Annotated in this window: 13 protein-coding genes and 3 pseudogenes; 3 read left to right on the forward strand and 13 right to left on the reverse strand. The window is 71.8% G+C overall.

Annotated features, from left to right (window positions below; genetic code table 11):
* Positions 1-434: TetR/AcrR family transcriptional regulator (locus tag G5C65_RS17695; protein ID WP_165299824.1), on the reverse strand; the 434-nt coding region annotated here is incomplete at its 3' end.
* A gap of 279 nt (positions 435-713) precedes the next feature.
* On the opposite strand from G5C65_RS17695, the gene G5C65_RS17700 reads away from it, so the two are divergent.
* Positions 714-914, forward strand: coding sequence for a response regulator transcription factor (locus G5C65_RS17700; RefSeq protein WP_241265869.1), 201 nt, complete (start codon positions 714-716; stop codon positions 912-914).
* Here the strand turns inward: G5C65_RS17700 and G5C65_RS17705 are convergent.
* The 6 genes from G5C65_RS17705 to G5C65_RS17730 all read right to left on the reverse strand — a co-directional run bounded on the left by G5C65_RS17705 (position 832) and on the right by G5C65_RS17730 (position 6,239).
* Positions 832-1,608, reverse strand: coding sequence for a hypothetical protein (locus tag G5C65_RS17705; protein ID WP_165299826.1), 777 nt, complete (start codon positions 1,606-1,608; stop codon positions 832-834). The genes G5C65_RS17700 and G5C65_RS17705 overlap by 83 nt on opposite strands.
* On the reverse strand, positions 1,593-3,173 hold the full coding sequence (locus G5C65_RS17710) for an ABC transporter permease (RefSeq protein ID WP_165299827.1): 1,581 nt from the start codon (positions 3,171-3,173) through the stop codon (positions 1,593-1,595). The genes G5C65_RS17705 and G5C65_RS17710 overlap by 16 nt, the downstream gene beginning before the upstream one ends.
* Before the next feature lie 125 nt (positions 3,174-3,298).
* The gene (locus tag G5C65_RS17715) at positions 3,299-4,168 is read right to left on the reverse strand and encodes an ATP-binding cassette domain-containing protein (protein ID WP_165299837.1); all 870 of its coding nucleotides are present in this window, start codon (positions 4,166-4,168) and stop codon (positions 3,299-3,301) included.
* A gap of 59 nt (positions 4,169-4,227) precedes the next feature.
* The gene (locus G5C65_RS17720; protein ID WP_165299828.1) at positions 4,228-5,061 is read right to left on the reverse strand and encodes a cupin domain-containing protein; all 834 of its coding nucleotides are present in this window, start codon (positions 5,059-5,061) and stop codon (positions 4,228-4,230) included.
* A complete protein-coding gene (locus G5C65_RS17725; RefSeq protein ID WP_165299829.1) occupies positions 5,058-5,657 on the reverse strand; it encodes an RNA polymerase sigma factor in 600 nt (199 codons plus the stop codon). Before G5C65_RS17725 ends, G5C65_RS17720 begins: the two co-directional genes overlap by 4 nt.
* A gap of 189 nt (positions 5,658-5,846) precedes the next feature.
* A complete protein-coding gene (locus G5C65_RS17730) occupies positions 5,847-6,239 on the reverse strand; it encodes a hypothetical protein (RefSeq protein ID WP_165299830.1) in 393 nt (130 codons plus the stop codon).
* A gap of 581 nt (positions 6,240-6,820) precedes the next feature.
* Between G5C65_RS17730 and G5C65_RS17735 the strand changes: the two are divergent.
* Positions 6,821-7,924 (forward strand): annotated as a pseudogene (locus G5C65_RS17735) (MFS transporter); the annotation flags it as partial.
* Positions 7,925-7,936: 12 nt separating this feature from the next.
* Here G5C65_RS17735 and G5C65_RS17740 read toward each other — a convergent pair.
* Positions 7,937-8,632, reverse strand: coding sequence for a helix-turn-helix domain-containing protein (locus G5C65_RS17740; protein ID WP_165299831.1), 696 nt, complete (start codon positions 8,630-8,632; stop codon positions 7,937-7,939).
* 123 nt (positions 8,633-8,755) lie between these two features.
* On the opposite strand from G5C65_RS17740, the gene G5C65_RS17745 reads away from it, so the two are divergent.
* On the forward strand, positions 8,756-10,054 hold the full coding sequence (locus tag G5C65_RS17745; RefSeq protein WP_165299832.1) for a flavin-containing monooxygenase: 1,299 nt from the start codon (positions 8,756-8,758) through the stop codon (positions 10,052-10,054).
* A 260-nt stretch (positions 10,055-10,314) separates the two neighbouring features.
* On the opposite strand, the gene G5C65_RS17750 is transcribed toward G5C65_RS17745, so the two are convergent.
* The 5 genes and pseudogenes from G5C65_RS17750 to G5C65_RS17770 all read right to left on the reverse strand — a co-directional run.
* Positions 10,315-10,773, reverse strand: a complete 459-nt coding sequence (locus G5C65_RS17750; protein WP_165299833.1) for an antibiotic biosynthesis monooxygenase — start codon at positions 10,771-10,773, stop codon at positions 10,315-10,317.
* 828 nt (positions 10,774-11,601) lie between these two features.
* A complete protein-coding gene (locus tag G5C65_RS17755; protein ID WP_165299834.1) occupies positions 11,602-12,336 on the reverse strand; it encodes a MerR family transcriptional regulator in 735 nt (244 codons plus the stop codon).
* Between the two features lie 135 nt (positions 12,337-12,471).
* Positions 12,472-12,847: pseudogene (locus G5C65_RS40750) on the reverse strand (Tn3 family transposase); the annotation flags it as partial.
* 216 nt (positions 12,848-13,063) lie between these two features.
* Complete coding sequence (locus G5C65_RS17765; RefSeq protein WP_165299835.1) at positions 13,064-13,438, reverse strand: hypothetical protein; 375 nt, start codon at positions 13,436-13,438, stop codon at positions 13,064-13,066.
* A 123-nt stretch (positions 13,439-13,561) separates the two neighbouring features.
* A pseudogene (locus tag G5C65_RS17770) lies at positions 13,562-13,821 on the reverse strand (IS5/IS1182 family transposase); the annotation flags it as partial.

A 13,821-nucleotide genomic window follows, 5' to 3' on the forward strand; every position in this document is an offset into this window, starting at 1 on the left:
CCGCGCACCTCGTACGCGACCCCCCGCGCCCGCCGGCGCCAACCCACGCCCCCGCCTTCCGGACCCGGGCCCGTATCCGTATCCGGACCCGTATCCGCACCCGCGTCCGCGCTCTCCGGCGGCAGCGGCAACTCGCCCTGCACAGCGTCCAGGGCCAGCTCCAGCAGATCGTCCTTGCTGTCCACGTACCAGTACACGGACATGGCGGTGACGCCGAGCTCGGCGGCCAGCCGGCGCATGGAGAAGCCGCCCAGCCCGCCGGCGTCCAGCAGCCGCACCGCCGTCGCGGTGATGCGCTCCCGGTCCAGCCCCTCGGGCCCCGGCTCCCCGCCCTGCCGCGGCACCGCGGGAGCCCGGCGCCGGACGGGCGCGGGACGCCGCTCCAACCACACACTGGTCCCGCGCTCACCACTCGTGCGGCTGCCGTGCGTCATCAGCGCGCTCCTCCGAGGCGTCCGGCACGTACCCCTTCGATACTAATCGTGCCCGGGGTGGTGAATACCACCAGGACCCGCCTTGCCCCGAGCTGGGTCAGGTCGCGGGTGGAGCGCGACCGCACGGTGCAGGCGACCCCCGTTTACTGTCCGGGGAATATCCTGTATTGAAGATGCTGTTCGGCGCTCAATACTCAAACAGGGGGAAAAATGCGCGCTGGTGGGTCGAAAACAGAGCAGCGGGATTCTTTGGACGGCGCATCGCCTCCTGGCTTAAAAATGCTCACCGAACGGGAACGAGAGGTTCTGCTTCTTCTGGCGGACGGGCCGGACAACCGCACCCTGGCACGGGATCTCGGCATCGCGGAGCGCACGGTGCGCGCCCATCTGGCCAGCATCAATCACAAGCTCGGTGTCCAATCGCGTCTCCAGGCCGGGCTGCTGGCGGTACGTCACCGCATGGAGCTGAGCCCGGAATAGGCGCTACCGGGTCCGGTTTACGGATCAGAACGAGCGCAGCGACAAGAGATGCGGCGCCCATGACGCGCCACCGCACCATCGCCGCGTTCCAGCCTCCGTCGCCCGGACTGGCGAAGAACTCCCACCCTGAAGGCAGCAGCACCAGAATCAGTGTCAGGACGATGAACGCGGGCGCCCCGACCAGGCTCCCGTTCCGTCCCGCGGTCAGGCGGAGCCCGCACAGCGCGAGGGCGAGGGCCAGCAGCCCGAGGGCGGGCGCCACCCCGGCCAGGTCCGCCAGTGGGAGGGCCGCCCGCTCCCCCTCGGGCAGCGCGCGCCGCACAAGCGCCGCGCCGGTGCTCCATGCGACGGCCAGGACGAGCAGCCCGGCTGCGGCCCGCACCGCCCGCCGCAGCCACCAGGGCAGCGGGCTCACCGCGGTACTGGGTGCCGCGGGATCGTCGAGGAGGAAGAGGAGGCCCAGGCTGCCGAACACGGCGGCGAGGTAGAGCAGTACGGCCGCCGTGGCCGGCGTGGTGCGGGTTCCGAACGCCGTCGGCGCCGCGCAGACGGCGACGCCGAGTACCGTGCCGCACACGAGCGGCAGGGTGCGGGCGGCGTGCAGTTCGTGCCGCGCCAGCGGGCGCAGCAGGCCCAGGCGCGTCCGTCGCTCCGGCTGCGTGAGGCGCGTCGGCGGCGTCAGGCGCGCGGACACAGCTGAGCCTCCTCCGGGTCCGCGGGCGCGGGAGCGGACGGGGCCCGGACTCCCAGGAGTTCACCGGCCCGTGGGGAGGGGGTGTCCGGGTCGACGAGTTCCGCCCACGACGTCGCGACCTTGGCGGCCACGTCATCGGCGGGGCGGTCCAGCAGCCTCAGCACCGTCTCCACGTCGGTCCGCTGGAGCGCCACCCCGGGAGCAGCGGCCGATTCGATCTCGACGGTGTCACCGAAGCTTCTGGGCACGGTCGAGCGCAGTCCGGACTCGGCCTCCGGAGCCGACTGGGCCGCCAGCCAGAGGGCGACGATGCCGCGCGCCCCGCAGAGGGCGGCCGGTTCGGGGGCAGTGCCACCGGAGTCACCGGATGTGCGCCGCTCGGTGACCCGGTTCGCGAACGCCGCGGCGAATGCGATGGTGTCGTCGTGCGCGGAGTCGCTGCCGCTGCCCCACTCCATCCCCACCGGCACCGATCGCGGGGTCCCCGCCCGCCGGTCGTCCGCGGCCCAGCGGTCCACCGGGGGCGGCGGCTGCACCTCGTCGGCGGAGGTCACGGTGCCGGGGACGCGCTGGCGCACGAAGTAGCGCTCAGCCCGGTCCCTGGCGGGCACCCACCGCAGCACGCCGTCCGCGACCCGCGCCCACTGCCGGTGGCGCTCCGCGAACTCCGGGAACGCGCAGTAGGTGACCCTCCCCTCCCGCGTGCACTGCTGATCCCGCGCGGGCGCCAGCCGCGCACCGTCCCGCGCCTCGTTCACCGACTCGGGGACGGGCCGTAACTGGACGGCACCGGCGGTCACCGCCCCGGCAAGTGCCAGCGCCGCCACCGCCTGTACGGCCCGTCCGCGGTGTCCGGCCCGCAGCAGGGCCAGCGCGCCCAGCACCACGGCGAGGCAGAGCAGATACAGCAGATGGGGCGCGGCGGGCCGGTGCAGCAGCTCCGAAGGCAGCGAGGCCCGGGACTCGTCCTCCACCGCGACCAGCCCCCACCACCGCCAGGACGCGAAGGGGGACAGCGCCCCGGCGACGGTACCGATCGCCAGCAGTCCGAGCACGATCGGACCCGCCGCCGCGGAACGCAGCCAGGTCCCGGCGAGCACCGCGAGCGCGCCCGCGAGCAGCACCACGGCCGGGCCCGCCGCCAGCTCGCTCGCTGAGGGGCTGCCCACGGCCCCCGGACGCAGCCCCAGATAGACCGAACGCGCCACGGCGAGGACCGCGGCGAGGACCGCGGCGGGCAGCACGGACAGCAGCAGCGCCGCCGTACGCCGCCAGGGTTCCAGGACCGGCGCCTCATGCCAGTCCGTCGCCTCGTCGCGCACGGGCCGCAGCACGGCGAGGTGGACGGCCAGGAACGTCCCGGCGGCCAGCACCAGCAGCGTGAGCTGGGCGTACCGGTCCTCGTCGTGCAGTACCGGGTAGCGGTCGGCGTCCGACGTCACGGCGTCCAGCACCCACAGGCCCAGGCAGACGGCCAGGCCGCCCAGCAGCGCCGGATGCCGCAGCAGCCGGACGCCCTCGGCCCGTGCCAGGTCCGCCGTCGCGGCCCATCGCCTGGGCAGCAACCGCCCGGACGACGGCGGCCCGGACGAGCGCGGCGCTCCCGCAGGAGCGCCCGGCACATCGCCCCTGCTCTCCCGCTCGTTCCTCCCCTTCCGCTCCTTCCGTTCCTTCCGTTCCCAAGCCGTCCTCACGCCGCCTCCCGCTGCTCGGGCACGCTGCCCAGCAGCAGCAGATAGCCGTCCTCCAGGCTGGGTTCGGCCAGCCGCGCCCCCTCGGGCGGGCTGCCGATGTTGCGGTAGGTGCCCCGCCCCGTACGCCACCCGGCCGCCGCCCGCGGATCCCGCTCCGTGCTGAACCAGACCCGGCCCTCCGCCACCCCGCTCAGTCGCTCCGGGGTCGCGTCGTAGCGCACCTCCCCCCGGTCGAGGACCACGACGCGCCGGCACAGCGCGGCCACGTCCTCGGTCTGATGGGTGGAGAGCAGGACCGTACGGCCCACCCCGAGGTCCGCGATCAGCTCGCGGAACCGCAGGCGCTGTTCGGGGTCGAGGCCGACGGTGGGCTCGTCGAGGATCAGCACCCGTGGATCACCGACGAGCGCCGCCGCCAGCGCCACCCGCTGCCGCATTCCGCCGGAGAGGGCCTTGAGCCGCTTGCCGCGCTCGTCCCGCAGCCCCACCGCCGCGAGCACGCGGCGCACCTCGTCGTGCCGCCGCCTGCGGTCGGTGATCTCCTTGAGGATGGCGAGGTAGTCGACGAACTCGAAGGCGGTGAAGTGCCGGTGGAACCCGGGGGACTGGGGCAGATAGCCCAGGTTCCGACGGATCTCCTGACGCCGGCCGGGACTGCCGGGGTTCCGGCCGAGCACGGCGACGTCGCCGCTGTCCGGCACCAGTGCGGTGGCGAGCGTCCGCAGCAGTGTCGTCTTTCCCGCACCGTTGGGACCGAGCAGCCCCGTCACGCCCTCGGAGAGCGTCAGGGAGACGGAGTTGAGGGCCACCGTGCCGCGGTAGCGCACCGTCACATTCCGTACAGCGGCGGTGTCGCCCCCGGCCACGGTGTCGCCGAAAGGCGTCAGGGGCGGAGTGGGCGGAGTGGGCGGAGTCGTGGATGGTGTCACGGGTGGATTCCCTTCTCTGTGTCGAAGTCCGCGCGGCGCAGCAGCAGGGCGCCGACAGTCGCTGCCAGCAGCCCGGCCAGGGCCGACTGGCCTCCGGCGGAGAACAGCGCTTCGGAGTGCTCGGTGAGCGCGACGCCGGCCAGCCACCCGCTCCCCGCGACGACGGCGGCGATCGGTGCCGCCAGCCGGGTCAGCAGCAGCACGCTCAGCGCGGTGACCACGACCGACGGCAGCAGCCAGGCGAAGGCGACAGGTCCGAGGCGCGGCAGCGCGAGGGAGGTCACGGCGGTCAGCAGCACGCAGCTCCCCAGCACCACGGCCGCCCGCAGCAGCACCAGCCGGAACGAGCAGACCGCCGCGACCAGGCCCATTTCATGCGCGGGGTCCCAGCGCCGCCCGAACGAGGTCGCCACCCCGGTGAGCGGCAGCAGCGGAGCCACCGTCAGATAGACCACCGGAGTGTCTGCGGGCTCCGCGAGCCGCGCGGTCAGCACCGCCAGCACGAGGGTCAGCACCGTGCCGCACAGCCACGAAGCGCGCAGCGCCGGGGTGGCCGCCATCAGCCGCGCCACATGGTCGGGGATGCGCAGGGCAAGCAGCTGCCGCTCCAGCCATCCCGGTACGGGGGCGTCGATCGCCAGGTCCAGCCGCCGCCATACGGCGTCCAGCGGAGCGTGGTCCACCAGTGCGGCCAGTTGCACACGACAGTGCGAACATCCGTCCAGGTGGGGCTCCACTGTCTCGCGTACGGGTGACGGAAGGCGGCCACGTGCGTAGTCGCGCAGGGTGCCGGCACCCGGGTGCGGAGGATGCGCCGTGCTGTCCGTCATTCCTGTCCTCCCTCTGCTTCTCGCGCTCCCGCACCTCGGGCGAGCTCCCTGCGGAGCCGCTGCCGCGCGCGCATGGCACGGGTCTTGACGGTGCCCGCCGGCACGTTCAGCCGCTGCGCCGCCTGCCGCGTTGTCAGCCCGTCCAGCACAGTGGCCTGGACGACCTCGCGCAGATCGGGTGACAGGTTTCCCAGGGCCGCGTGCAGTTCGCCGTAGGCGACGTCGGTCAGCACCTGGTCCTCCGCCGACGGCGCCGACTGGCCCCGTAGCTGGGCCAGCGCCTGCCGCAGCCGCTCCCGTGCGCCTCCGGACCGCGAGGCATCGGCCAACCGCCGGGACGCGATCCGCCACAGCCAGCCCGCCATGTTCCGGACCTCGGGCTGCTTTCCGCTGGCACAGCAGCGCCACACGGCGAGGAAGGTGTCCTGGACGACGTCGTCGAGCTGGGCGGCGTCGGCGCACCGGTACTGCAGCCGGGCCGCCAGCCACGGCGCGTACCGGCGGTACAGCGCTTCGAAGGCCAGCCGGTCGCCCTCGCGGAGGGCGGCTAACAGCTCCGCCTCCGCTTCCGAGGGGTCCTCACCCTGTGTCTGCATCACACCCCTTAGTCGGAGGGACTGAGCCCCGCGGTTCACCCCGCTGGGAGGGAAGTGGAGACGGACGCAGCGAGGCGGCCGCAACGCGCTGTGGGCGTGGCTGTGCGCGGAGGCATCGGAAGATCGCCTCCGCGCACGGCCACGCCCACAGCGCCCCGGGCGGGTCAGGGCCCGGTACCCGTCAGCGGGTCAGCAGCTCTTGATCCCGTCGTAGCGAGCGGGCCAGCCCCGCTTGCTGGTGAAGTAGTAGTTCGGCTTGAGGTCGTAGCACTTGGTGTCCGAGGCGAACGCCCATACGAGCTTGACCCGCTTCGTCTTCTTGCACCGGTTGGTCACTTTGTACTTGCGCGTCCCGACCTTCTTGGACTTGACGCAGCTCGGTGCCTTGATACCCGCCTCGCCGCTGGACGAGCCGGCCTCGCCGCCCTGTCTGGCCTTGCTGGTCGGGACGGACTGGCTGTCCTGTGCGTCCGGGCTCCCGGCGGGCGAGGCCGCCTGGGCGGTGGTACCGCCGAGAGTGCCCAGCGCGAAGGCCGCCACGCTGCCGGTCGCGATACGTTTCGCCGATAACTTCAGGCTCACGGGATCTCCTCATTTGCCGTTGGCCAAAGCGGTGTGACAGCAACACGCGGTCCCGCCGCGACGCCCCGCCTTGGGAGCAGGAGTCTTCTCCGGAGCGGTGGGTGCCGCTATTGGCGCTTGAGGCGTTGCCCGGAACGGCATGGCCGGGCCCGGACCAGCGTCACCGGGTGGCCGCATGCGTAGCCGTGCTCACAGCCGTCGTCGGGGTCCTGGGCACCCTCTTCGCGCCGCCGGTCTCGAACGGATCGGCCTCCTCGTAGCACGGCGGGACAGGGTCGTCCCATTGCCCCGGGGCGTGCGGTGACATGTCATGTGGGAATGGGCTGGGGCGGGTTACGGGTGGTGCGCGACCGCAATGTGGTGCTCTATCTGAGCGGTGTGGTGGTGTCGGGCTTCGGCAGCTCGGCGATGGCGCTGGGGCCCTTCTGATGGATCTCCGCGGCGTCGCGGCGCCCGGCACGCACTCTCGCCGCACCGCGCAAAAGCCCAAGTAGCTCCGCTACGAGGGCTTCCGCGCGGCACGCCGAGAGCACGCACCGAACGCCGCTCCTTCCCCACGGAGATCCATCAGAAGGACCCCAGCAGCAGGAGTGTGGACCAAGTCGCTGACCGGCTCGGACAGTCTGGCCGCCCTCACGACGTGCTGCATCTGGGCGCCCATTCTGTTCGGCCCGCTGATCGGCACGGTGGCCGACCGTACGCGTCGGCGCCCGCTGCTGGTCCGGGCGAACCTCGGCATGGCCGCGGTGCTGCTGCCGCTGCTCGCCGTACGCTCCGGGGAGCTGATCTGGATCCTGTTCTCGGTGCTGCTGCTGTACGGCACCGCCGCCGTGCTCACGGAGGCGGCCGAGGCCGGGCTGGTGACGGCCGCCGTGCCGGTCGGGCTGCGCGGCGACTTCAACGGCCTGCGGATCACGGCGAACGAGGGCATGAAGCTGGTCGCACCGCTCGCCGGTGCGGGGCTGTTCGTCCAGTTCGGGGGTCCGGCCGTGGCCCTGCTGGACGCCGGGACCTTCCTTCTCGCGGCCGCGGCCTTCGCCCTGGTCCGGGTGTCGGAGCCCGCGCCCCCGCCGCGTCCGGCCGGGCAACGGCTCTGGACGGGCCAGGTCGCCGAGGGCGTCCGCTTTCTGCGGGGGCACCGGGCCCTGCGCCGGCTGGTCCTGGCGGGGGCCGCGACCATGGGGGCCGCCGGACTGAACGGAGCCGCGGTGTACGCCGTGGTGGACGCCGGGCTGCACCGCCCGCCCGCGTTCGCCGGGGTGCTCTACACGGTGCAGGGCGTCGGCTCCGTGCTCAGCGGACTGCTCGCGGGCGCACTGCTGCGGAGGATGCCCGAACGGGTCTTCGCGGGCGCCGGGATCCTGCTGTTCGCCGCGGGCGTGGCCGTACGCGCCGTCCCCTCGGTGCCGGTGGCGCTGCTCGCCAGCGCGATGATCGGCGCGGGCTTGCCGTGCGTGCTGATCGCGGCCAAGACGGCCGTACAGCGTGAGACGTCCGACGCCCTGCTGGGTCGGGTGGCGGGCAGCGCCAACACCCTGCTGTTCGCGCCCAACGCGCTGGCCCTGGGCGCGGGTGCCGCCCTTCTCGCCGTGCTGGACCACCGCGCGATCCTGCTGGGCGCCGCGGGGACGGCGGCAGTCGCCGCCCTCCTGTGCCTCCTGCTCCGGGACGGCCGCCGCAGCTGAGCGCGCGCTCCGTCACTCCGTGCGGCGTGTGCGATAGGCGCGCTGCCGACAGGCGTGCGAGCAGTACTTCCGGGGCCGCCCGCGCGAGCCCCGCGGACCCGGTGCCGGTGCTGGTGCCGGTGCCGGTGCCGGTGCTGGTGCCGGTGCCTGTACCGGCAACGCGCCCCCGCACTCCGCACAGCAAGGCACCGGCTTTTCGTCACGCGGGGCACCGTCGGCCGGAATTTCGTCACGGCCGCCGCGGGCCGCCGCGCACGCCGCAGCCGTGACGAGGTCGGCGTCGGGGACGCGTCCGCGCGGGGTGTGCGCGGACAGCTCGGCGTCCAGGACGGGGCAGCACCGCGCGATGTCGTCGTCCACGCAGCACAGCAGGTGCCGCAGATAGCCCCGGGCAGCCCCGAGCCGCCCCATCTGCTCCTCCAGCAGCGCGATCTGCTCGACGGTGGTGCGCTGCCAGTCGCTGTGCGCGGCCTTCCCCGAGGTGACGACGGCGGCCTGGTCCAGGGGCATCTTGCCGACCACGCAGCACAGATAGGCGAGGCCGATACGGCGCAGGTCGGGGTCGCGGTAGAGCCGCTTGCCGCCTTCGCGGGCCGGCGGGTTGAGCACGCCCTGCCGCTCCCACCACCGCACCGTGGACGGCGCGATGCCGTACAGCGCCGCTGCTTCACCGATGGAGACCGCCCGCTGGCTGCCCACGACTGTCATGACCCTCACGCCCCTCACAACTCCAGTTGACATCACGTCGACTTCAGGCGGCAAGGTCCAAGTTAGGCAAGCCTTAGTGGCTGCCGTCCGTCCATGCACACGGCAGAACAGAGGGGTTCGACCATGGCATCAGCCGAATACGCGGAAACCGTCGTCATCGGCGCCGGCCAGCAGGGATGCGGGGTGGCCGCGGCCCTGCAGGAGCTGGACCGGGAGGCGCTCGTACTGGAACGGGGGGAGATCGGCCAGGCGTGGGCACACGAGCGGTGGGACAGCATGGTCGTGGGCAGCGGGAACCGGTCGGTCCGGTTTCCCGGCTGGGACTACGACGGGGACGACCCGGGCGGCGCGATGCCGGGTCCCGAGCTGGCCCGCCATCTGCGCCGCTACGCGGAGGAGCGGAACCTCCCGGTGCGGGAGCACACCACCGTCCGTCGGGTCGAGTGCCGCCCGGGAGCCACGGCCCGCGACGACGTGCGGTTCCGGACGCACCTGGCCACCGGCGGCACCGTCGAGTCCCGCAACCTCGTCGCGGCGGTGGGCGGTTACGCGGCCCCCCGTACCCCCGGCCTGGCGTCCGGCATCGCGCCGTCCGTCCGCCAGCTGCACTCGCGCTACTACCGCAACCCCGCGGCCCTGCCGGACGGAGCCGTCCTCGTGGTGGGCGCGGGGATCAGCGGCCAGCAGATCGCCGACGAACTCGTGGACGCCGGGCGCGAGGTCTACCTCTCGGTCGGCCGGCACCGCGCGTGGCCACGCCGCTACCGCGGCCGCGACCTGCACGAGTGGCTGTTCACGTTCCCCCTCTACGAGGACTTCGTCACCCATGACGCCGACGACGGCACCCACCCCTCCCTCCTGCCCGGCCTTCCGGTGTGCGGAGTGCGAGGCGACCTGAACCTCGGCACGCTGGCGGCGAAGGGAGTCGTCCTCGTCGGATCCGTCAGCGCGGCGGAGCGGGAAACCCTGCACCTCAAGGACAACGTCGTCCCCATAGCGGAAGCGTCAGCCCGCTCGTACCGGTATGTGATCGACAAGATCGACACCGGTATACGCCAGCGGGGCTTCGTGGTGCCGGAGCAGAAGCCGGCGCCCGCCGTCAGCATGGCGCACATCTCCCCGTACGCGGACAGCCTCGACCTGACGCGCCATCACATCACCACGATCATATGGTGCACGGGCTTCGGCCCCGACTACCGGATCCTCCCGGCCGCCGTACTCGACGACCACGGCGCACCCCTCCAGCAGCAGGGCACCCTCGGAGCGCTCCCCGGCCTGTACTACGCCGGGCTCCCGGACGGGAACTCGCTCGCCTCGGTGGCCATTTCGGCCTGCGTCGAGAACGGCCGCTTCATCGCACGCCAGATCCACATCGACCACATCACCCGCTCGGGCTCCCCCGAGCCCGTCATCACGCCGTAGCCCACGGCGCGGAACAGGGGGCGCTCAGCCACGCGCAACGCCCCGCCGCACGGGGGAACGACGGGGCGTTGTGTAGCGCTCCGACTCCGGGCACGCCCGAAGACATCACACATTAGATCACGGTACGGTAACGGGCGCAAGAAGGCCGCTGACGAGCCGCGCCGCTGCACGACACGAAAGAGCCCCGCTCCGAATGATCGGAACGGGGCTCCGACCTACTGCGCGCTCAGCAGGACGAGTTGGACCAGGACCCAGCGCGATCAGAGGCCAGGACGATTCAGGTGCAGCACTGGACGGAAGCGCTGGAACGTGGTGCCGAGCAACCCCGGCCAGGCATGGGCCTGCTGCCACGAGGCCCAGAGGGCGTAGTTGAGCACCCGAGCGCCGTCAGGACTCACGTAGAAGTGGGCCGACAGCAGGCCGTCGGCCGGCGGTGTGTCGCTCGTGCTCTCGAACATGGCCTCGATCAGTTGCTCCGCCCGCCTACGGTCAGGACCGTCGAACACGCGGGTGACCAGGACCACGCAACTCGGCTGGCCAGACGCCCCGTAAGCGGGCGTGCTCCGGCGTCGTCGCCCCGCGACCACACCTACCCGCTCGATTCCCGGAACGGCTGCATCGACCTCGTCCTTCCAGGTCAAGTCCTGTCCAGGCACAGCGTCCAAGTCCTCGACCTGAGAGAAGTGCAGCAAAGTGGTGCCATCGTCGGCAGCCAGCACGTCATATGAGTACAACCCGGGTCCTGGCCACGGCCTGGCTCGCCATGCGTTCCCGATGGCCTCGGCCGTGGCCTGCTGCTGCCCTGGCGTATGAACACGCCAGGTACCGAACAACGCCGCTGCTGTGCTGGTCGGGTCAGATATGGAACGCACGTCGAACTGCACGTTCCCGAACCCCCTCGTCTCGGTCGCTCAGGCGTTGGCCCGCCGGACTACTCCGCCGGCACTCGGCTCAGCACAGGCTACTTCTGCCCGCCTGGCGCAGACTGGCTCCATGCCCGAGGGGAACGCGGTAGCTGCGGTAGGCAGGATGACCTCCGACGGCGGGCGAGCCGGGAAGTCAGAAGCTGATCGAGGTCTTCGGCCCGGTGAAAGCCGGCGGCCAGCAGCTCGTCCGGAGCGAGCTTGATTGACGCTTCGGCGTCGCAGAACGCGGTCCTGGGCGTCCAATGTTCACCTGCCGCCACGTGGCTACGCATGTGACACTCGGCCGCACAGAGCGAGGGGGCCACAGTTCACGGTAAGGCCAGGGCGGCCACGAGGACAGCGTGCCCGCCATCCGGGCCCGCTGATGCAGTCCCGCCGACTGGCCAGGGCCCTGTACGACGCCAGGGAGCCGCTGCGCCTGGAGCGCCTCACGGACGGGCTTGGGCCGCAGCGGCAGGGCGCCATCCGCCGCAGCCTCCTCGGCTTCGGCCGGCGCTCGGTAGAGCCAGGCGACCGAGGGGTTTTGCCTGCGTTCTTCCCGGTCTTGGTGATCAGCTTCTTCGCGATCTCGGGGACGGGGACGCCCTTGTCTCTGAGCGCGACGGCGAAGGTGTCGGCCGCTCATCCCCGGCCCCTTTCCACGAAAGCCTCCATGAGCCGGCCCACGACTTCCGCCTGCGCGGGGGCGTACTCGGCGAGCAGCGCCTCCTTGAACCCGGTTACGACCACCCCGTCCTCGGGGATTGCGGCGAACAGCTCCTCGGGGACGGCTGCCATCAGGTCAGCTGCCAGGGGTGCGATTCGCGGATCGTCGGCGGGGGCTTCGGCGAGCGCGTCGAGGCGCTCATACAGTTCGACGACCGCGGGATCGGCGACCAGCGTTCCCAGCAGCGCGAGCATCTCCTGGCTACCGGTGCTGGTGGCGTCCAGCAGCGTGAGGTACTCGCGGTCCTGGGCCGCGCTCGGCGAGTCTGTTCGGGGGGCCTGTGCCAGCAGTGCGGCGAGGGCGGGTGAGACGGGCCCGGTCGCGTCGGGCGGCTCGGCGAGCAGGGCGCTGAGCCGGCAGCGGCGCTCCCGGATGGCGGCTTCCTGGCGGGCCAGGTCGGCGTCGAGTTCATCCAATATCTCGGCCAGTTCGCGCCCGGCATCGTCGGCGAGTGCGTCGCGCACTTCATCGAGCCTGAGGCCGAGTTCGGTGAGCCGGCGCACCCGGGCGAGCAGGACGGCGTCGCGGACGCTGTAGGCCCGGTAGCCGTTGGAGCGCCGCTCCGGTTCCGGAATCAGCCCGACATGGTGGTAGTGCCGGATCGCCCGGGTGGTGAGCCCCACGAGCGCGGCGATCTCTCCGATTCGCATGCCGCCAGTAGAAACCCTGCCGTTGCGTCAAGGTCAAGCGCTGGAAGTGTCGTCGAGCGCAAGCCGATTCAAGCGCGTCTACACACCGGAGTGGGACGTCTTCGCCAGCGCACGTATCTGGCCCGAGTCCGCTCCGCCGCCAGCCGAGGTGGAGGCGCTGAAGCTGTAGCGGCCCAGGACACTGAGGTTGCAGTGCTTGGGCGGGGACAGGCGGGCGGTGTCCCCGTCCCGGATCTCGTGGCCCTGGGCGCGGAGCTGGACGACGGCGGCGTCGATGTACCGGGTGGGTCCATAGCACCACGGCCTTGAGGACCAGGCCCATCGAGCCGAGCTGGTCCTCCATCCCGTACCGGTACGCCTGGTGGATGGTGCCGCGCTTGCCGTGGCACACGCCGCGGGCCAGCTTGTGCCGGGACTCCTGCACGGCGAGCTGGCGGTTCATCCGGCGGCGGTAGGTGTCGTCGACTGGGTCGACGACACGGAGCAGGTGCTCGGTCTTGGCGATCCGGTCGTGCTGGCTGGGGCGGCCGACTCGGGGACGCGCTCAGCGAGGATGACGACCCGGAAGAGTCATGATCAACTAGGCGGTTACCGTCAAAGTCGCCGTCAACGGGATACGCCAAGGGCCCTGCTCGATACCGAAGGGGGCTGCGGCCGCTTGCCCGCTCGGTGATCGAGATGAGGCGCTGTGGGGCGCTGTGCACCGTCGTTGATGGCATCGCTGAGGTCAGGAACGGCGTGAGGCGGCGGCAAGCCGCTCCGCCGACCTGCGCGTGACTCGGGAAACCAGGCCCGGGTCTTCCTTGCCGTCAAACGTGGCGTAGACCACGGTGGCACCGACGCGCACCTGGACACTCCCGTAGGAACTCCCCATCACCACCAGCCGGTTTCCCTGGGACTCCGCACCCGCACGAGGCGGGTCTGTCCAGTCCCGGATGGAGAAATCCACCCCCTGCTTGCCCCCTCCGCTCGGACACTCCCCGGGCGCCTCGCGCATCTGACGCATCGCAAGCTTGGCGGCCTTCTCGCTGCGGTAGCTATCCAAGTCCACCGTGATGCCATTGTCCTCGCCGTCAAGGAACGACCGATTCATGGCGACCACGGGTAGACCGATTCCCCGGTGCGTGCGGGCAAGGTAGGAACGACAGTTCGCAGACTTGCCCCGCATGCCCTGCAGGCCGGCGACGTCACGGTTGGTCTTTCCGTCTAGGACTTGTCCGGTCGATCATGTTCGGAGCCAGATGGTGAGGGCTGCGGCGGTTGCGGTGCCGAGGTAGATGTAGCCGCGTTTGTCGTAGCGGGTGGCTACTGCTCTGGCGTTCTTCAGCCGGTTGATCGCCCGCTCGACAGTGTTGCGTTTCTTGTACCGCTCCTCGTCGAAACCGGGTGGCCGTCCTCCGCCTGACCCTTTGCGCAGGCGGGCGGTCTGGCTGTCGGCCTTCTCGGGAATCGTGTGCTGGATGCCCCGGCGCCGCAGGTACTCAC

This window comes from Streptomyces boncukensis, assembly GCF_011045075.1.
GTDB classification, from domain to species: domain Bacteria; phylum Actinomycetota; class Actinomycetes; order Streptomycetales; family Streptomycetaceae; genus Streptomyces; species Streptomyces boncukensis.